The organism is Sphingomonas sp., assembly GCF_017304635.1.
GTDB lineage: Bacteria > Pseudomonadota > Alphaproteobacteria > Sphingomonadales > Sphingomonadaceae > Sphingomonas.
The window spans coordinates 460,019-479,242 of sequence record NZ_JAFKMA010000002.1; the positions used below are offsets into that span (position 1 = coordinate 460,019).

The 19,224-nt window shown below is 62.9% G+C and carries 18 protein-coding genes and 1 pseudogene; 10 read left to right on the forward strand and 9 right to left on the reverse strand.

All coding sequences use genetic code 11. The annotated features are described in order from the left end of the window. Positions 1 to 538 precede the first annotated feature (538 nt). Positions 539 to 3,364 (forward strand): hypothetical protein, encoded by a 2,826-nt coding sequence (locus J0I47_RS09310; protein WP_294046606.1) that lies wholly within the window; start codon positions 539 to 541, stop codon positions 3,362 to 3,364. A gap of 151 nt (positions 3,365 to 3,515) precedes the next feature. Here the strand turns inward: J0I47_RS09310 and J0I47_RS09315 are convergent, their stop codons facing one another. From J0I47_RS09315 to J0I47_RS09325, 3 genes are read right to left on the reverse strand one after another with little or no spacing between them, the layout of a single operon-like run. After that, complete coding sequence (locus tag J0I47_RS09315) at positions 3,516 to 3,848, reverse strand: hypothetical protein (protein WP_294046608.1); 333 nt, start codon at positions 3,846 to 3,848, stop codon at positions 3,516 to 3,518. After that, entirely contained in the window at positions 3,848 to 4,816 is a 969-nt protein-coding gene (locus J0I47_RS09320) for an SOS response-associated peptidase family protein (RefSeq protein WP_294046610.1), read from the reverse strand. Before J0I47_RS09320 ends, J0I47_RS09315 begins: the two co-directional genes overlap by 1 nt. Positions 4,817 to 4,836: 20 nt before the next feature. After that, positions 4,837 to 5,040, reverse strand: a complete 204-nt coding sequence (locus tag J0I47_RS09325) for a hypothetical protein (RefSeq protein WP_294046612.1) — start codon at positions 5,038 to 5,040, stop codon at positions 4,837 to 4,839. A 216-nt stretch (positions 5,041 to 5,256) separates the two neighbouring features. On the opposite strand from J0I47_RS09325, the gene J0I47_RS09330 reads away from it, so the two are divergent. Next, the gene (locus tag J0I47_RS09330; protein WP_294046614.1) at positions 5,257 to 5,454 is read left to right on the forward strand and encodes a hypothetical protein; all 198 of its coding nucleotides are present in this window, start codon (positions 5,257 to 5,259) and stop codon (positions 5,452 to 5,454) included. A gap of 93 nt (positions 5,455 to 5,547) precedes the next feature. Here the strand turns inward: J0I47_RS09330 and J0I47_RS09335 are convergent, their stop codons facing one another. Next, positions 5,548 to 6,189, reverse strand: coding sequence for an SOS response-associated peptidase family protein (locus J0I47_RS09335; protein WP_366809975.1), 642 nt, complete (start codon positions 6,187 to 6,189; stop codon positions 5,548 to 5,550). A gap of 250 nt (positions 6,190 to 6,439) precedes the next feature. On the opposite strand from J0I47_RS09335, the gene J0I47_RS09340 reads away from it, so the two are divergent. Continuing rightward, positions 6,440 to 6,835, forward strand: coding sequence for a BLUF domain-containing protein (locus J0I47_RS09340; protein WP_294046618.1), 396 nt, complete (start codon positions 6,440 to 6,442; stop codon positions 6,833 to 6,835). Between the two features lie 725 nt (positions 6,836 to 7,560). Here the strand turns inward: J0I47_RS09340 and J0I47_RS09345 are convergent. Next, a complete protein-coding gene (locus J0I47_RS09345) occupies positions 7,561 to 9,030 on the reverse strand; it encodes a metallophosphoesterase family protein (protein ID WP_294046620.1) in 1,470 nt (489 codons plus the stop codon). A 418-nt stretch (positions 9,031 to 9,448) separates the two neighbouring features. Between J0I47_RS09345 and J0I47_RS09350 the strand changes: the two are divergent. Next, positions 9,449 to 9,646, forward strand: a pseudogene (locus J0I47_RS09350) (transposase); the annotation flags it as partial. 77 nt (positions 9,647 to 9,723) lie between these two features. Here the strand turns inward: J0I47_RS09350 and J0I47_RS09355 are convergent. Beyond that, positions 9,724 to 10,560 (reverse strand): formate/nitrite transporter family protein, encoded by an 837-nt coding sequence (locus J0I47_RS09355; protein WP_294046622.1) that lies wholly within the window; start codon positions 10,558 to 10,560, stop codon positions 9,724 to 9,726. A 237-nt stretch (positions 10,561 to 10,797) separates the two neighbouring features. Between J0I47_RS09355 and J0I47_RS09360 the strand changes: the two genes are divergently transcribed. From J0I47_RS09360 to J0I47_RS09385, 6 genes are all read left to right on the forward strand, one after another. Next, entirely contained in the window at positions 10,798 to 11,778 is a 981-nt protein-coding gene (locus tag J0I47_RS09360) for a YihY/virulence factor BrkB family protein (RefSeq protein WP_294046623.1), read from the forward strand. A 560-nt stretch (positions 11,779 to 12,338) separates the two neighbouring features. Then, on the forward strand, positions 12,339 to 13,358 hold the full coding sequence (locus tag J0I47_RS09365; RefSeq protein ID WP_294046625.1) for an aldo/keto reductase: 1,020 nt from the start codon (positions 12,339 to 12,341) through the stop codon (positions 13,356 to 13,358). A 195-nt stretch (positions 13,359 to 13,553) separates the two neighbouring features. Further along, complete coding sequence (locus tag J0I47_RS09370; protein WP_294046627.1) at positions 13,554 to 13,769, forward strand: hypothetical protein; 216 nt, start codon at positions 13,554 to 13,556, stop codon at positions 13,767 to 13,769. A 60-nt stretch (positions 13,770 to 13,829) separates the two neighbouring features. Continuing rightward, the gene (cls, locus tag J0I47_RS09375) at positions 13,830 to 15,260 is read left to right on the forward strand and encodes a cardiolipin synthase (RefSeq protein ID WP_294046628.1); all 1,431 of its coding nucleotides are present in this window, start codon (positions 13,830 to 13,832) and stop codon (positions 15,258 to 15,260) included. Positions 15,261 to 15,444: 184 nt separating this feature from the next. Further along, positions 15,445 to 16,224 (forward strand): transglutaminase family protein, encoded by a 780-nt coding sequence (locus J0I47_RS09380; protein WP_294046630.1) that lies wholly within the window; start codon positions 15,445 to 15,447, stop codon positions 16,222 to 16,224. A gap of 100 nt (positions 16,225 to 16,324) precedes the next feature. Next, a complete protein-coding gene (locus tag J0I47_RS09385) occupies positions 16,325 to 16,510 on the forward strand; it encodes a helix-hairpin-helix domain-containing protein (RefSeq protein ID WP_294046632.1) in 186 nt (61 codons plus the stop codon). Positions 16,511 to 16,550: 40 nt separating this feature from the next. Here J0I47_RS09385 and J0I47_RS09390 read toward each other — a convergent pair whose 3' ends face one another. From J0I47_RS09390 to J0I47_RS09400, 3 genes are read right to left on the reverse strand one after another with little or no spacing between them, the layout of a single operon-like run. Next, positions 16,551 to 17,063: a DUF1543 domain-containing protein gene (locus tag J0I47_RS09390; RefSeq protein ID WP_294046634.1), complete on the reverse strand. Its 513-nt coding sequence runs from the start codon at positions 17,061 to 17,063 to the stop codon at positions 16,551 to 16,553. Next, positions 17,060 to 18,742 carry an FAD/NAD(P)-binding protein gene (locus J0I47_RS09395; RefSeq protein WP_294046635.1) on the reverse strand — a complete coding sequence of 561 codons (1,683 nt, stop codon included), beginning with the start codon at positions 18,740 to 18,742 and terminating at the stop codon, positions 17,060 to 17,062. Before J0I47_RS09395 ends, J0I47_RS09390 begins: the two co-directional genes overlap by 4 nt. Beyond that, entirely contained in the window at positions 18,739 to 19,203 is a 465-nt protein-coding gene (locus tag J0I47_RS09400; RefSeq protein ID WP_294046637.1) for a hypothetical protein, read from the reverse strand. The genes J0I47_RS09395 and J0I47_RS09400 overlap by 4 nt, the downstream gene beginning before the upstream one ends. Positions 19,204 to 19,224: the final 21 nt, after the last annotated feature.

Below are 19,224 nucleotides of genomic sequence, written 5' to 3' on the forward strand. Positions count from 1 at the left end.
ATCGAGGCTCCGTAAAAGACAGATGCGAGGAACCTTCACTGGCTGTCCCGTCACTTTCAGCTCCGCCATCGCGCGCTCTGCCACCATCATCTTCTGGCTGTGATCCATGCGTCCTGACCTTGGGCTCCGCCGCCCGGATCGCGAATGGAGGCCGGCGCGTATGCGGGACGCTCACTGGCGACGAATGTTGCTGGCAAACATCGGCTGAACCTGTTCCACAAGTGTCACGCCGGCTCGCGGCAGATGCCCGATTCATCCAGCCACAAAGATAGCTCGCTACCCGGAAAAAGTGCAAAACTCATCGGCCTGGAACTGTCTTAGAAGAGAAGTTTCGACAATCTTTCTTACGATGCGGGCGTCACCTTCCAACGCTTAGGCACTTCCGCGGTACGTCATTTTGACGGCAAATACTCGCAAAACGGTGTCGATTTCACTGGCTCTCGCCAGAAGGCGAGATATCGTGAACGGATCGTTTGCGCGTTCCACTCGGGCACTGCGGCGATCGGATCCGCACGGCACGCGACGACCTGGAAGGGAAATGTCGATGGGGTCCCTTAAAAGCCTGTTCGCTCTGCTCTTTTGCGCGTTCGCGCTGTTCGCCGCGCGCCCTGCGTTCGCGGACCAAATCATCTGCACATCCGATGGGTCGGGTGTCGATACGTGCGAAATCGTGCAGCCGAACGTCCTCAAGCCGATGACGACCTATCCCACGATCATGCTGCATCAGAATGACCAGATTCTGTCGATCGAAGCTGACGGATGCGTCCAGACCGGAGGGACCGGTGCGACGTGGAAGCGCTATCTCGATCCGGACGCTCGGACCGGCTCATCGCCTGCAGTGCGATATTACGGAACGATCCAAATCCCGGGCCAACCAGTGAGACGTATTGTCGATGTGCAGCGCCTCATCAGTGCGTTGCCCGTCGCCGACGGGCCGTTGGGTCTCGGCTATGAGGATGATGGCTATTCCGACAACGGTTATTACAGCCATGACAGCGGAACCGGTGGACAGTGCGCGGATGTGTACGGATCGAACCATGGGCGCGCCACGGTCAAGATCGTCATCAAGCGTGGGTCCGTCCCGTTCGCCGCTGCTGGCACGATATTCGGCCAATGTACGCCTCAAGGAACCAACCAGGCGGCGTGTCACGTCGATCGACCCGATGTGACGCAGGCTAGCGAAAATTACCCTAGCGTGATTTTCGCTCCTGGGGATCAAGTTCAGGTAGCTGCCGGAGGCTGCGTTCAGACCGGCGGTGCGGGAAAGACTTGGAAACGCTATGTCGACCCCGATCGGAACACATCTGACCCGAATCATGCTTATAGCGGAGAAATCGCGATACCGGGCGCGACCCCAGGCTTGGTTCGCATCTCCTCAATCCTCGGCAAGACCCTTACCTCGACTGGTGGCGTCCTGCAGCTCGGCTACCTCGACAAGGGTGGGCTAGGCGACAACGGCTACTGGAGCCATGACGACGGAACCGACGGCCAATGCCATGGCGAGGTTGAAGCGCATCTCGATCTGACGATCACTCACGCCGCTATGCCGGCGTCGGCGCACATCACGTTTGACGGAATGGAAGTCACACAAGCGATCCAGGACATGAGTTTGTCCGTCCCGCTCGTCGCCGCGAAGCCGACCTTTGTCCGCGTTTATGTGTCGGGCACGGTTGCCGGTGTGTCCTCCATTAACGGGTTGCTCCGCGTGACCCGCAACGGCGCGATGGTCGCGACGCTTGGCCCGCAAAAGCCTCTGGCCCTTGGTATTGCCTCGCTGCATGCAAGGCGGGAGGATTTGAACGGCGCTCTAGAGTATCAGCTTCCGGCGATCGCAACAGCAGCAGGACCGACAACTCTGTCACTCATCGATGTGACAGATGCGGCAACCGGCAAACCTATCGATTGCCACCTCTGCACCGCAACGGTGGCAACATTTGTGTCGGGTCCACCGCTGCGGCTGCGGGTCATTGGAGTCACCTATATCGATCCGGCGACGACGGCGACGCTCGCACCTGCAGATGCCGACTACAATATGCTCGCGAGCTGGCTCGGCAGGGCGTACCCGGTGCCGTCGGTCCAATGGACGCGTGCGGAAGTGACAGGCGATTTCGCACCGCCTTTCAAGAACGACATCAACCACGAAATGACGTGCGACCACGTCAACTCGTTCGTCGGCGCAATACGGGCAAAGGACATTTCGAACGGAGCCGATGCACGCACTCACTATTTCGGCTTAGTCGCCAGCACTTCAGCGAATTTCTACCGCGGCTGCTCGGCCGTCCCCACATCGCCTCAACCCAAGTCTGTCGCATCCGGACCGGCCGGCAAAAACGCCTTCGGCGACACCGACGGAAGCTATGCCGATTGGTATGGAGGGCATGAACTGGGCCATAGTTTCGGCCGAAAGCATCCGGGCATCTGCGGCGAAACCAAGGACGATCCATCCTACCCGTATTCCGATGGCTTTATCTCGGACGTGGCTGGTACGTTCGAGGGCTGGGACATGGGCGACAGCAGGGTCGATCTCGATGGGAGTGTTATCACGCCGCCGACGGTCGGCAACCCGATCCCACTACAGATTATCCCCGGACATGTCGGCACGGAAATCATGACCTACTGTAACCTTCCGCAGTGGTTGAGCGCTTACACGTACAAGGGGGTTCTCGCGCAGGTGACAGCAGAGGATCAGAAGTTTGGCCCATTACACGAGAAGAGCCGAGCTTCCGACCAGCGGGGCATGAAAGCGGGCGACTTCGTGCATGTCAGCGGTCTGGTCGATCTCAGCGCCGGCACGGGTTCGATCGAAGCAGTCTTCCCGGTCACGCGGGCCGAAGCACCGGTCGACGCGTTGGCTGACGTTCAACTCATCGCGTTCGATCCTTCAGGTCAAGAGATACAGCGCTTCGCCGTCGATGCGACTCCAATAAGCGACCATGGTCCCGATCGAATAGTCGCCCTGATATCCGCGGAGATTCCCGCTCTGCCGACCATGTCCCGCATCGATCTCGCTGTAAGAGGTCGAACCGCTGCTACGTTCAAATCTGGGTTGACGGCGCCGTCGGCACCGGAACGACCGCGATTGACGTCTTTGTCATTCGGCTTGGCGGAGCGCAAAATCGAGCCGCGGGTTCGTTTGAGCTGGGCGGCCTCTCACGCATTGTCGGACGGAGACGTCCGCTACATCATCGAAGTACAAAGCGAAGGCTTGTGGCAAACGGTAGCGATCAATTTATCCAACCCAACAACAATCTTGCCGCTGCGCGAAATCATTGGAAGACCGCTGCGGATCACGGCGACTAACGGTTTGAAAAATTCCGCTTCGGTATTTGTACCGCCAATCGGTGCCACCCGCCCTCTACATTAGATCGATGCTCTCGTCTTCCACTCGGTTGCGCCAATGTCCTGCGGTTTGGGTGACCCGTTGCCACTGCTTCTTGCCGCAAACCTTTCGTCCCCCCGTCTGGTCCCGCTGAACCAGACAATTGGATGGTCAAAGCGGCCGATCGGTTAACGTTTCAGGTCCTGAGCCGACTAACTGCCCGCTTCCAGTCACGCTCATCGGGAAGCGGCAGCTGGAAATCATCCGGCGACTCCGTCACCAGCTCGATCCGTAGTGCCCGAACCCTTTTGCCAAATGCATCACGGCATCGCTTGCAATAGAGGTGCTGAGGAACGTCACGAAGCTTACCTTTCCAACCCTTGCGTTCGAACAGCCACCACAACCCGTGAGGGTTGAACGTGATCGAATGCCGGCATCGTCCGCAGGTGAGCTTGATCGCCTTATGCCAGGCGGCCGCCTCGAACAGGCTCGTCGCCTCCCGCGTGCCATCGCTGGTCCAGCGCGCCATCAAATACCAGGGCGGCTGATCGGATCGACCTGACGAAGAAGCTGCGACGGTAGTGCCGCAACCAGGTTGAACACATCGTATCGCTGCATCTTGTCCAGCCAGCGCGCCTCGTCCTCGGGCAGCAATATCACTGGCATCGCCTTGACGCCGATCGCAGCGAACGCGGCATTAGGCTCGGTCGTCAGAATGGCGAAAGCGCGATGATCGCCGTTCGATCGATACACGCCCGCAAAGCTGGCGGGCTCGTTCGATGCAAATTCGAACCAATGCGTCTGGCGGCCACCCTGCGCGTCACGACCACCGGCGACAGCGAAAGACTGAAACGGGACGAGGCATCGAGAGAATTGATTGCACGTCGGGAGCCAATGCCGGCCCCATGCCGTGCTGACGTTGGTGATCGCGTTCTGCACAGGGCCGCCGCGTCGCCCCGATAGTCGCCGCTCGAAGCCCCATACGGCCGGTTCAAGCTGGCGAAGCATGCCGAGCTTGTTCACGATCCACGCGATCCCGCGCGTGCTTACTCCGGTCAATGGTGCCGTGTTTTCCGACCGCAACTGTTCGATCGCGAACCGCCGGAACAGCGCTGGCAGATCGCGATCGAGCGCAATGTGCGTGCAGATCCCGCGTTCGATCGCGATCCGCCCATTGTCACGGATCGCCCCGATCTCGTCGAGCAGCGCGGTGTCGTCGTCGATGCCCAGGTCGCGAAGAATGCCAATGCGAGCAGCGCTCAAGTCGTTGCTGCGACCGACGTCGTTATTGTTGCTCGACGACGACGTGCGCATCAGTTCCAGCGCGTGGATGAACGCGCCATAGGGCCGCGGGTCGCCATCGCCGAGACTGGCGAGCAAGGCCAGCAACGCGCGCAGGTCGGGCGAGGCCGTCATGCTCTGGTGAGCCGCAGCATCTCGCGTTCGATCGAGCGCGGCCAGCGCCATGATGATCGCCCGGATACGGATGACCGACATGTCGGGCCAGGAGCGGCGAGTCAGGCTGCGGCGAATAGCGGCAATTGCTCGCCCGCATTGGCCGTCAGCGCCTTGGCCTGGCGGGCGGCATCCACGGCTTGCCGGTAATGGACCGTGCCTGTGCGCTCGGCCTCATCGAACCCGATCGGTGCCCAATCCTCGGTTGGGTAGCAGGCATCGTAAACCGCGCGCGCCATCGCACGCAGCAGCGGATCGTGCTGCACGTTCAATCTCCATCGCTGTCGAATCGCCGGGTCGGCGGGGAGCCCAGAGCTAGAACAAAAAAAGAACGGATTGCAATCATTTCATGCTAAAGCCGTCGCCGTCGATTCGCGGCATGGAGGCCGATCATGGAGAATTTCACCTGCGCGCGCTGGCGGGCTCCGATGGAGGCGCAGCCGCTTTAGGAGGCTCCCGTCTTTGTATTCCAGGGCGGCCATGTGTTCCGCGAGGGAACGAAAGTGGGGGTCTATGAGCAGAGCGGTACACAGTTCGTCGCAGGGCTCGACGAGCATACCACACTCATCGTGCCGCTCGGTCAGGATGGGCCAAACACCTACTCGGCGACGTTCGTCCTCGGGGAAGACGACGACGAGATGTGCCTACCCGGCGCGCTCATCCGCGAACCACTCAACTAGCTAGCCACCCCAAGGTGGTGCGATGAGCCAGAACAGCACCGCCAGCCCGACGAGGCACCATAATAAGCCATCGAGCGCGCGGCGCGCCATGCTCTAGTCGACCGCCATCAACTGAGAGGGGAAGGCACACGCGAGCGACAGCGCGTCGTCGATCGGTGCCGTCAGCCAGCGGTCGACGTCCTCGTCGTGCAGCATCACCGGAATCGCCTTTGGGTGGATCGCACCGACTACGTGCTTTTGTGCCTCGCCGTCGTAACCGCAGGTCAGAAATGCGAAGATTGGCCCCGCCTCGCTCGGCCGCCAGATGCCGGCGAACGTGCCGATCGCGCGGCTTGGAATCGAGAACCAGTGCGGGCGCTTCTTACCCGTCTCGGGATCAGGCTCGACGGTCCATTCCTGGAACTGAGTGAATGGCACGAGGCAGCGACGTGCAGGGTTTGCCAGCGCCGATCGCCAGAACGGGCTGTCGTAGTTGCGGACGTTTACGACCGCTTTACCGCCGCGAGGATTTGGCCAGCCCCAGGTCATCTGGTCGACAACTCGCTGACCTTCATGCTGTCGCATCACCCAGCCTGGTCGGCCGGGTGCGACATAGTCCTTTTCCAATTCGCCGAGCTCGCAGCGGAATGCGTCATTCGCCTCGTAATAGGCCGCCAGCTCCCAACGTTGTACGGTCATGCGGTAGAGGTTGCACATGCCAGGAGATTGAAAAATCTCGTCCTGAGACGCAAGCATCCGATGATACCGTTTGCGGGATACCGCCCCACAAGAATAGTTTGATCGCGTTACCCGTTCGGATCAGAATGGATATTGAGGACGTCAGCTCAGCGCCCGATGATCGGCCTTACAAGGATTCTTCATCCAATCCGCACACACCAGACATCGCAATGCGCAGGCGGGATGCCATACTAACTTGAATCAATTGGCTTTTCACGGTTTCTTACAAGTCGCCGCCTAGGTTCCGTCCGAACCCAAGGGAGCGATCATGAACCGACTGCTATATATCAGCACGGCGCGCCGGCTGCTGGCAAACACCGAACTTGAAGGCATTCTGCGGACGTCCAGGGTCGCCAATGCCGCGGTTGATGTTACAGGCATTTTGGCGGTCGGCGGACGCCGGTTTCTGCAGCTGCTCGAAGGACCGGCCGACGCGGTCGAGACAGTATTCGCCCGGATCCAGCGCGACCCGCGTCATTTTGCCATCGTGAAGCTGTCAAACCACGAGATCGACCAGCGACAGACCGGAGACTGGTCCATGGCATTTCATGACGTCGCCAGCGGTCGCGATATGCCAGCAATTGTCGCCAAGCTAATCAAGGAGATCCGCGATCCCGCCCTTGCAGCTGAGTTCAGCCAATTCGCTAAACGTCACGCCGCCTAAGAGGAGGAAATGTCAGCAGGACGCCGTGCGTCGATCCGCGTCAGCGCGTAGATATATCAAAAGCCAGCAGTCAGGAACGCGCCCTATTTGCGGACATCGCATCGTGGCCTGCTGTTCCTGAAGAACGCCGTCGGGAAACCGGATCTTGATCGGTGTTGTTGCCACGACCGTTTCGCACCCGTTACTGACTGGCCGATGAAAACTTACACTTTTAAGTGCATGCGGGAGAACGGACCTGGACCTGCCGTGCACATGGACGTATGCGCCGACGATACCGCAGCGAGGCGCCGCGCGAGCGAGCTTTTCGACCTTTGGCCATTGGCAATTAAAGTGGTCGTCTCGCAGGGTGAGCGTCATTTCGATGTGTGGCGTGCCACCTGAATGTCGGGATCGAGCCGACACACACCGGCAGTAATGCGCCCCAAGAATGGGCAATTCAGCTCGTAACTTTGCTGAGGCGCAGCGCTCGCGGATTCGGCGGTCGGTTCGACCGCGCTTTGCATTGACTGAAAGAACGCAAGTGCGTCCTCCGCTCGCGCGAGTGTTAGGATTGGATAGCCAAGCGGAGGTCAGTTCAGCGACCAGTTCAATCGGATCGATCATGGATGTTTCGTCGGTTGTTATGCACTCCTCAGAAATGCGGTGCGCCTTTTTGGACTGTTTCGGCACTGGCGCCAAATGCGTAGGGCCGCATTTGTTGTGTTTCTGACAACCGATCTGCCGGTTCAGTCTACAGGCTTTCCTTCATGTCGGGATAGCTCTCCCGCATTGAGACGACGGGTCGCAATGCGATCATCCTCTAATGCCCTTTCGAGCGCGTTGCCGTAAAGCCGTGGCGACGTTTCCCTATCGTGAGTCGACTGTCGCGTGACATATCTGGAGCGGGGAGCTGACTGACGTCGTGATCTGTTACCGTCATTGATCCGCGGCCCGGGTGTCTCTACGCTCAACTGCGACGGTGCAGCGGTAAACTTTGGCGGTTTTTTTCCGACCCATGTGTCAGGCATGGAGATCGCGATGTCGCCCGAACCCTTCCGCCAAGAGCCCGACCGATATGCCATTCCTCCTCCAACTAACGCCAGAACAAGTGCGAATCCCGCTGCTACGTAGCCGCCGGTGCCAAGCCGCCTGGGCACTGGCTGCCGGTCCAAAAGTCGACGGCCTGCCGTTAGCAGCAGTGGCGCATCCGGTGCTAACGGCCTCGGTGTCACGATCGCGGTGATCAGGGCCGCAATGTCCGGCAAAGGCTGGCAATTGCCAAGCGCTAGCTCGACCTCAGCTAGCCTTTCTTCATCGGCAGATGCTGGGTGACGATCTGCGGCAACGGCTTGGAGTAGCCACTGCCGGTCGCCTTCCAGTCCCAAGGCGGTCAACACGCCGTGCTCGTGCGCGCCGGTGTCGATGCCGATCCGATTGCTGCCAAGCGTAGGGACGCCGACTTCGACCGTATGGCCGTGTACGATCACCTTGCCATGGTTGCGCTTGCTCGAGAGAAACGGTTCCCTGATCCACAGAAGATCGGCATCGTCTTGATCTTTGAGTTCCACGCCGGGCCGAATGCCTGCATGCGTGAAGTAATAGTCGCCACATTCCCACGAGGTGGGCAGGCCCTCGATCCACTCGATTAAATTGGAATCGATGCGGCTGCGTAGCGCATTCGAGAATACCGCATTGGTGGCGTCGACCTCCCGGAGCGTGATCCCGAAGCCCTTGAGCGTCGTTATGGCGCCGAACGGCATCCAGGCGTCGAGAACTTCGTCATTTCCGCGATAGGCTTGAGCGAGGGCGTCCTCGTGATTCCCCCTAATCACGATCACCTGAGCGAGTTTCAGGTGGGCAAATGTTGCGACCAACGCTGCCGCGTCGTTCCCGCGATCAATGATATCCCCAAGCAAAATGAGGGTTATAAAGGCGTCGAATTGCGCGCCGCTATCTTCCTCAATCGCCTTGAGCAGTTCTCGGAGGAGGCCGGCTTCGCCGTGGATATCACCAATCGCATATACCCGATGTCCTTTCGGTATCGATGGGCGCGTGGGGGGACTAGATCGAGTGAACACGTTCACAGGAATGAGCAGATGCGGTAAGGGTTGCAAGTTGGGAGAATCAACACTGAGCGAGTCGCGCTCCTGCCGCAACGCGCATCGAAGCTGGTAGCTGCCGTTCCGCTCAACGCCCCATTTTCGGTCGTTCGGCATTCCGGTCGGATCGCCTGAAGGCCGCCGTTTGAACATCCCAGGGTGAATGACGGACTCTGGTTGGTAGGCTGAAGGCGGCGTTTCGTGTCGCGTTCACCCCATCGGGTGAATGCTGTTGGAGCTTGTTGGTTCGAGAGTGGGCAAAAAGCGCCGGCATCGACCCCAATGCTCGCGACCTCCGCTATCGCATTTTGGCGCGGGGCATAACGACCAGTGCTTCGATCAGTGCGGTCTCTGCCTCGCAACCTTGCGGCTTGGCGGAGGCGGGGTTTGCTCGCAGCGCCGCAAGCTCAGCCCGCGCATTTTCGAGATTGATCTTAAACGCCGGTTTAGTTCGCACGAGCGCAGCGTAGCACTAGGGTCAGGACCCATTGATGTGAGCGTCGCGATCTGATTCAGGTTCCGTAGGGAGGCCAGGATGAGCGACCTGTTTTGGCTGACGGATGAGCAGGTCGAACGGCTGCGACCGTTCTATCCCAAGAGCGACGGCAGGCCTTGGGTCGACGACCGGCGGGTGCTGAGCGGCATCGTGTTCGTCAACCGAAATGGGCTGCGCTGGCATAATGCGCCGAGCGTCTACTGGCCGCACAAGACGCTCTACAACCGGTGTAAGCGTAGGGGTGGTCGAATGGCGGGTGTTTTTGAGGCTGAGTCCTGTCGAGGTATCGGGCGCTACCGCGACCCGTGGCCATTTCATGTGCCGAGTTCGGGCCTTACCTGGGCGTGTGCGAGCAGCGCGAACAGACCCGTCCCGCCCAAGATGTTGCCGATGAGCGTGGGGAGGATGATGCCGCCAAGCGCGTGCACAAACGTCGTCTCGCCATTCAGCGCGAGCAGCCAAGCCTCACCTGACCCGGCGACTACGTGAGCGAACCCGCCAAGGGCGATGAAGTAGGTGAGAACGAGCACGACCCAAAACTCCTGCCCTCGCGCTGAGGGAAGCGCCCAAGGGACGGCGGCGATGAGAAAGCCGGCCGGTATGCCGAGCTTGAGCGTGGTCAGCCAGTTCCGCTCGAGGAGGTGGCGGGAAAGCTCAAGCATGGCGTCGCGGTGCGCAGCCGTGGTGATCAGCTGATGTTCGTTTAGTAAAGCGATGAATAGCGTGCCGATCAGATTTGCGACGAGCACGACCCCCCAGAACCGCGTCAGCCGGCCGAAATTCTTCCAGCTCGGATGCGTGGCGACAGGAATGACCGCCGACAGCGTGCTCTCGGTGAAGAGCTGCAGTCGCCCGAGGATGACGATCAAGAATCCGACCGTATAGCCAAGGCTGGCGACGAGAGGCGTCCAGGACGCCGTTGGCAAATGCTCCTCCAGCAGTGACTGGCCCAGCACAGATGCGCTGATGCCGACGCCACCCGCCAACCCGGACCAGACGAGCGAGAGCGTCGGGCGCTCCATCTCTTCGTCTCCATGCCGCCGGATAACCTCGTGAATGACACGGGCGTTGGCACTCTGCCGCTTAGCGACCGCCTCGCGCTCCTCATCGGTTAGATCGATGTCCTGCTCGCGCTGTTCAAGCTCATCCATCAATCCAGCGTATCGAATCCCCGGCGCGGGAGATACTGACAGAATATTGGTCAAACACGCGCGGACCGAAATTTCCTGCGAACATTGCGTCGGCGAGAACCCCGGTCTCTGACAGTTGCAGCCGGACGTGATCCAGGGAGGTGGATCGCGGATATCGCAGGAAGTGACAGGAAGCTCGTATAGCATCAGGAACCGCCCCCGGCGGTGAAGGTTGTTGGCGCAACGGGGGGAGTAGCGATGACCGGCGACATCACAGCGAGCGAGCATCGCGCGATCCTGCGGGCTGATAGTCCCTGGACCATCCTGCGCCACGACTGGAAGTCGGTGCTCGGCCAGACTTGGAGCGACAGTGGTACCGACAATATTGGCCTGATCGCAGCGGGCACCGCTTTCTGGGGATTTGCGGCGATCGCCCCGTTGCTGGCGGCGGTCGTGCTTAGCTACGGACTGTTCGCGACGCCAGAGACGGTCGCGAATAACATCCGCGCCCTGTTCGGGGTGCTCCCCCGCGACGCCGCCAGCCTGATTGCCGACCAGCTGACTAACGTCGTCGGGTCGTCCGGTGGCAAGAAGGGATGGGCGTTGGCGCTTGCCTTAGCCCTCGCGCTGTACGGCGCGACGCAGGGGGCGTCGGCAATCGTGACCGCGCTCAACGTCGCCTACGAGGAAAAGGAGCGACGCAGCATCGTCCAGCTTTATTTGCTGGCGTTCGCGATTACCGGCGCGGCGGTAATCTTGGCCATCGCCGCCGCAGTGTCCACCACGGCGACGGCATTTCTGGGCGATTTGTTCCCCGCCATGCCGCCGCTCGCTTCGACCGCAATCAGGTTCACTAGCTATCTGTTGCTGGCCGTGCTGGCATCGATGGTCGCCGCTTTGCTGTACCGATTTGGACCCGACCGCGCGCACGCCAAGTGGGTCTGGCTCACACCGGGCTCGATCCTAACGACGATCCTGTGGCTTGCGACGACCGCGGCATTCGCATTTTATGTCGCAAATTTCGGGAGCTATGGCGCGACCTATGGCTCGTTGAGCGCCGTCATCGTGCTCCAGCTATGGCTGTGGCTGTCGTCCTATATCTTTCTGATGGGTGCAGAGCTGAACTCGCAACTCGAACGCCGCACAGCGCGGGATACCACGACCGGTCCGCCGGTGCCGTTAGGCAAACGGGGGGCGGCTGTCGCCGACGCCACTGGTCCTGACGTGCCGTCACTTTGATCCGCAATGCGCCATCCGACGCTCAAACAGCAGGCAATTGAGGCGCGTCAAGTTGCCAAATGCCGCGACGTGGGTCTGCGTAAAATTGTCGCGCCGCTGCGCGACGGGAAAAAGAGAATTGCGAGTGAAGCGACGCTATTTTCTGCCGCTGTTGTTAGGGGCGATCGCGTTGGTCGCTGGCGGTGCCTATTTCTATTCGGCGCGCGTCCTCAATCCAGCGCTGTCGATCGACCGCTGAGAGCTCAAGGATGTCGGATCACCCATCCGGACATTGGACGGAAGAAGACCTTGATGCGCTGCGTCAGATGGCAGCGGACGGACGTAGCGGAGCATTCGTGGCCGTGCAGCTAAAGCGTTCGCGGAAAGCGATATTGATCAAGGCTCGCAAACACCACATTGCGCTTGCCGCAAAGCGGCACGCCGATCACCGCGTTCGCGCGTCGCGCAACTGCGCCACGCCGACATTGTAGTCGCAGCGCCCGAGCGGGTGATCAATTCAGCCGATCCATGCAGCCTCAGCGGACATTAGTCGTTCTTATGGTTCACATCTCGGAAGGACCATGATGCCGTCGCCACGTTACCGCCCCCCACACAACTTTGGCCTCGGCGGCGTCGCCATCGGCAACGAATTTCAATTCGCGACCGACGAGCAGGCCGAGGCGACGCTCTCCGCCGCCTGGGACGCCGGCGTGCGCTACTTTGATGTGTCGCCTTGGTATGGCCTGGGTCTCGCCGAACGCCGGTTCGGACGCTTCCTGGCCCGCAAGCCGCGCGACGAGTTCGTCATCTCGTCCAAGGTAGGCAAGCTGCTGAAGGCCAGCCGAGACAACGAGGCGAAGAGATTCTTCCCCTTCACCACCTCGCCCAACACGCCCCATTTCGACTATACCGCCGACGGCGTGCTGCGCTCGATCGACGACAGCCTGCAGCGCCTCGGGCTCGACCGGCTCGACTTCGTCTTCGTCCACGACCTGTCGCCCGACAACAAATTCCTACCCGAGGACTGGGAGACGCTTTGGCCCACGGCCGCGAACGGCGCATTCCCCACCCTAACGAGGCTTCGCGAGGAAGGGGTTATCGACGGTTGGGGGATGGGTGTGAACTGCCCGCAGCCCATCCTGCGGTGCCTCGAGGAGGCGGACAGCGACGTGCACCTGCTCGCCTCGCAGTATTCGCTGATCGATCACGCCAACGCCGTCGAGCAGGTCTTCCCCAAGGCGCGCGAGAAAGGCGTGAGCTTTGTGGTCGGCTCCTCGCTCAACGCCGGGTTCATCGGCGGCGAGCACCGCTACAACTACGGCGAAGAAAACACGCTGATCGCCGAGGACAAGCTGGAGAGGCTGCGCAAGCTGCGCGCCGCGACGGCGAGACATGGGGTCGATCCGGTCGCCGCCGCTCTGCAATTTAGCAGGGCGCCCGACGTGGTGTCGTCGCTCATCGTCGGCACCGCGAAGCCCGACCACATTCTAGCCGACCACGCCGCCCTGCAGACCAAGATCGCTCCGGAGTTCTGGCAGGAGCTGCGGTCGGAGGGGCTCATCCACTCCGACGCCGCGGTGCCGGAGAGCACCGGCGGCTGACGCACAGCGCCCCGCTCGCTTGCTCGGCCGCACGAGGCAGGCGGCTATCGCGGCGCGCGGCACCGACCTTATCAAGAGGGCCGTCCATCACCGGCGGCGCCGACGGGAGGGCTCACGATGGCACGGCCAAGCATCACATTCGAACTCGGCGGTGGGGAATGGGTGCCCGAGCGGGGGAGTGTAGGATACATGGGTATGACCAAGTTCGGTCCCGTGGACTTCCTCATCACCGCCGACGCCCTGACCGAGTTGCTCAACCCGGGCCTCGACGCGATCGATCCCGAGTTGGCCCTGGAGACGTTCACCGAGTTCGAGGCCGACATACACCGAATCGCGCGGCTCGAATTCGTCAAGCGGCTCGGCGGCGAGCCGCCAATCCTCATAACGGCGGCCGATGTGGACGCGCGTTAGAGTGGCAGCGGCGCTTCCCCGCGGGATCGAGCCCCGGCCTCGCAGAGAGGTCCGGACATGGTGAGCGCCGAACTGGCGATCGGCTTCGCGGTCCTTGCGGTCCATGCCGCCGTCATCCTGCGGGCCATGCTCGTGGAGGACCGCGAGCCCATGGCCAGAACCGCGTGGCTGCTGCTGCTCGTCGCGCTGCCCGTGCTCGGTGTGATCCTCTACCTGCTGTTCGGCGAGCCGTGGATCTCGACCGGATTCCGCGACCGCTCGCGCGCCGCATACGAGGCGCTGCTGCCGATGGCGCCTGCCGGCATTTCCGAGACCAAACTCGCCGAACCCGTCGTCAACGCGTTCCGGACATGCACCGCGGTCAGCCGCTGGCCGGCATCCGGCGGCAATTCCGGAAGGGTCGCGGCCGGTGCCGACGACGCCATCGACATGATCGTCGCGGACATCGATGCAGCGGAACGGACGGTCCACCTGTCGATCTACATCTGGCTCACCGACCGCAACGGCGGGCGGGTCGCGGAAGCGATATGCCGCGCCGCACGACGGGGTGTGACATGCCGCGTCGTCGCCGACGCCATCGGGTCGAGGGCCATGATCCGCTCGCCGCTCTGGCGAGGGATGCGAGACGCCGGCGCGCGGATGTGCCCGTCACTGAAGGCGCCGCTAGGGCTCGGCTTCCTCGCCGGCCACCGCGTCGACCTCCGAAACCACCGCAAGATCGTCGTGGTGGATGGCCGCATCGCCTATTGCGGCAGCGAGAACTGCGCCGACGCCGCGTTCAGGATCAAGCCGAAGTTCGCACCGTGGGTCGATATCATGATCCGATACGAAGGACCGGTGGTGCGCCAGACCGAGCTCATCTTCGCCTCGGCATGGACGACCGAGACGGGCGAGGACCTGACCTCGGACATCGTCGCCGAGCCGGTGCCATCGGCGTCCGATGGCTTTCCGGCGATAGCCGTCGGCAACGGTCCACTTTCGCCACGCGGCTCCATGACCGAGATGTTCGTCGCGGTCCTGGCGGCGGCACGCGACCGCGTGACCATCACGACGCCGTATTTCGCGCCGGACCCACCGTTGATCGGCGCGATCGTGGCAGCGGGGCGTCGGGGCGTGAAGGTCACCATCGTCTTTCCGCGACGCTGCGACAGCCGGATCCTCGGTGCGATCGCGAGGGCCTACTATCCGATACTGGCAAGAGCGGACGTGCACATCTTCGAGTTCAACGGCGGGCTCCTGCACGCCAAGACGCTGGTGGTGGACGACAGGCTGGCGCTGGTCGGATCCTCCAACATGGACAGACGCAGCCTCGACCTGAACTTCGAGAACAACGTCCTGTTCGAGACCGCCGAGCTTGCCGGGCAGGTCATCGACCACCAGCGACGCTGGCTGGCCGACGCGACCGAGATCGACCGCGCGGTCGTTGCGGCACGACCGATGCCGCGTCGGCTCGCCGACAACGTCCTGACGATGGTCGCGGCCGTCTTCTGAGACCCACTGCTGGCGAGGGGCGATCTTCGGCCCCGTCAAGCGGAGCCGTCGCACCGGGACCCGAGCCGCAGTGCGTCGATGGTCGGAGCATTCTACTTCACGCAACCGGGGAGGGGAGCGGCGAAAATACGTCGCGGACGGACCTCGTGTGCGGCTAAATCCGACTCCGGGCGTTCCGGCCGCCATGAAGATCAACGTCCGCTCCCATCTCGACTACGCATTCGGCGAACCCACCGACATCCTGCTTCAGGTGGAGGCGGCGGCCATCCCCGAGCAGACCATCCTGTCGGCCTATGTCGATGTATCCGACAACGAGTACTTCGCTCGGGTCCCGGCGCAGGACGGCATCGGCGAGCGCATGTGGATCCGGGCGAGAGGTCGCTTCACCGTCGACTACACGGCGACGATCGCGATCAACCCCATCCTCACCGACTGCCTCGATCTGCCGGCGGTCCCGCCGCACCAGCTTCCGGGTGAGACCGTGCAGTATCTGATGCCCTCCCGATACTGCCCCTCGGACCAGTTCCAGAGCTTCGTCGGCGCCACGTTCGGGGACTCGGAGGGCGGTCGCAAGGTCATCGCCATGCGCGACTGGGTGCAGGGCCATTTCAGCTACGTCCTTGGATCGAGCACCTCGGACACGACCGCCGCGGACACCTTCATCCGCAGACAGGGCGTGTGCCGCGACTACGCGCACGTGATGATAACGCTCGCCCGTGCCGCTGGCATCCCGGCCCGCATCGCGAGCGTCTATGCGCTCGGCGTCGAGCCGCAGGACTTCCATGCGGTCGCGGAGGTCTTCGTCGGCGGCGAGTGGCACCTCGTCGATGCGACGGGCATGGCGCAGGAGGCGGCGATGGCCAAGATCGGCGTCGGCCGCGACGCCGCCGACGTCGCCTTCCTGACCGCCTACGGTAATGCCGTCATGAATGGCCAGAGCGTGTCGGTGGAACTTGCCGAGTGAGACGATGCGGCCGGTAGGACCCGCCCTGGTGGATGCCGTCGGCCATGACCAACGCGGAGCGCATCGGATCGCACGAGGACCGGAGAACGCTGGGATGGGAATGATCGACATCAACACGGCCGACCAGGACGCACTGGATTCCGTCGAAGGGCTGCGGGGCCACGGTCCAGAGATCGTGAGGTATCGCGGCGAGCGTGGCCGCTTCACCGACCTGCGTCAGCTCGACGAGGTCCCCGGACTGTCGGGCAAGGTGTCCGACGAGACGAGGGCTCGACTGACGGTGTGAGTCCGGGGCTGAAGGGCGCGTGCGAGCGCGTGCCCTGGCGTCAGACCTTGCCGATCGGCGTGTACCGGCAGATGAACGCGACCTCGCGCGGGGCGTTCGTCGGCTCGAGATGGAGATACAGGCGCCGCTCCCCGTCGAAGCGGTCGAGCTCGAACGCCTGCTCCGCCTCGTAGAGATCGTCGCGGTGCAGATCCTTCCAACCGACGCCACGCTTCAGCGCCTCCGCCTTGGCTTCCTTAAGCGAACCCGCGACCACGAAGACGTTGCGGTGCTTCTCGAGGAACTCGCCTCGGTCGTAGCCGCCGAGGTTGACGTAGTAGAGCCTGTTCTCACCAGTGGCCGGCTCCGGGCGGAGGATGACGTCGTAGCCGTCGACTTGGTCAATCTCGGCCCAGCAATCGACATGCAGGCTCGACGGCGTCCCCCACCACTGCCGACGCAGCTCGTCGTAGGTGTCGGTGATCGACGGCGCGGCGACGAAGCGCATGTCGTGGATCTCGATGTTCGCGCCCGCGGCCTCGCCGCCGACATATACCGCGAACAGCTTCATCATATCCGCATCTCGCCGGAGGCGACGCCCGCGCCCAGCGGCCTGACGCCGTCGACAGCCCGCGCGAGTTCGGCGCCGACCACCGTCCCCATCTCATGCGAACTGGTGATCCCCTGGATGAAGGGGTGGCGCCCAAGGAGGAAGGGCAGGCTCAGGCAGTAAAGGCGGCCCTCCGACTCGCCGTCGGACACCGGATGGAAGACGTCGTCCACGACGATGCCGCGCGACCCGGGCTTTCCGTCGCCGGCGTCGGTGTCGCGGACGAGACCCTGCGCCCGGAGCGACGGGAACGGAAAGTCCTTGGCGGGCAGCGCGCGCTGGCCCGTCGCCTCGACGAACGCCGGGAACGCGATGCGTTTGCCGTCGAAGCGCAGGACGGCCCCACCGTCCGGCGGATGTGTGTCGATCCGGTAGTCGTCGCCGATCGCGATGACGTCTAGCTTGCCGGCCTCGTGAAGCGCCAGCATCCGCCGGATCGAGACGTGCGGCACCGTCGCGTAGTCGTCGACGAAAACCGGCTTGAAGGAGCGGCTGAACCGCTGGAATTCGTCGGCCTCGAGATAGGGCACGAGGATGGCCATGACCTCGTGCATCCGCAGGATCGCGTAGCGCCACGGCACGGTCGACCGCGTCTCGAAGTTCCACTCCGCCTCGGCCAGGTTGTCCTGCGCCCACTCAAACGTGTCGGCGCCCATCCGCTCCGCGAAGAACCGTTCCCCGAACGCCTCCAAGCCGAGACCGTCGAGCCCGATCCCTTCGGCGTAGAGGGGATCCGCCGCGGCCAGCTCCCGCTTGAACAGCGCGAACGCCCGGTCGAGCAGATCGCCGTCCGGGTCGTCGATCAGCCGCTCGATCGCCTCGGGCGTGCAAATGGAGAGTGGCTCGTAAGGCACCGGATGGTAGAAGTCGGCTTCGGGCAGCAGGCCCTTGCGCGACATCATCGTCATCCGGAATGCCTCGGTGTCCGCCTTGGGTTCGTAGACGAGCGTCCCGTCGTCACCCTCGATGAAGTCGCCATGGCCGCCTGCGAGGGCGACGGCCGCGTCTATCGCCGTCAGGGACGAGCCCCTGATGCCGACATGGCACGGCGGTATCCTCGCCAGCGCGGTCGCCGGCCACGGGCTAAGGAAGTAGCCCGGCCGGACCTCCGGCTCCTCGGGCCACTGGTGGCCGGTCGCGAGCACGACGTGGTCGAACCGTTGTTCGAAGGTCGCGCCGTGACGGGGCTTCACCGTTAGGAGCAGGGCGTCGTCCTCGGCGGCGACGTCGAGCACCCGGCACCGGGGTCTGAGCTCGATGTCATGACCCTCGGCACGGGCGCGTTCGATGAGCGCGTGGAACTGGTCGAGGAAGTAGGAGCCGAGCACGAGTCGGGGATAGAAGGCGTGGTCGTCGATCTCGTCAGTCCCAATGCCGAACTCGACCAGCCGGGCAGGCGTCTGGCGCCCGAGCCAGCCGATCAGCGTCTCCTCCAACGGCGGGATCTCGACGCTCGCGATGTTGGATAGCATGGCCGGATCGTTCCAGCCGGGGCGGTAGGGTGTCCCGAGACCGGGCTTGCCCTGCTCCTCGAAGATCGTCGCCCGGAACGGCCGCGACGCCTCGTTGACCAGCGCCCACAGCGTGTAGATGGTCGTCGGGCCTGCGCCCACAAAGGCGATCGACGGCGAGGATCCGCTCATGAAGCCCCTCGACGGTTACCCAGCCGGCGGGCGTTGGCGGTCGCGGTCCGGTGGATCGGGCCGATCGCATCGCGCCCGAGGCGCACGCCCGACTCGGCTCCGCGAAGCATGGCGAGGGCGACATCGCCCCAGTACTCCGCCACGGAGAACGGGGACGGCGCGCGGAATGGGCCGGACATCGCCTTCGACATCTGCGCCATGCCGTCCGCCTGCGCCTTCCACCAGGCCGCCATCACTGCATCCCCTGCTGCCGAGAATGCCGCGACCTTCTCCGGCACCATCCTTGACAGCTCGGCATAGTTCGCATCCAGCGGGGAATGGGCGGCCGCCCGCATCATGCCGGTGCGCACCGCGATCACGTCCTGCGACGCGGCCAACGTCCGCGCCATCATCGCCCCGGTCGATCCCATGACGCGCCAGCTGTCGAGCACACGGGACCAGTAGGTGAACGGATCGATCATGGCTGACCCGGGTTCGGCTCG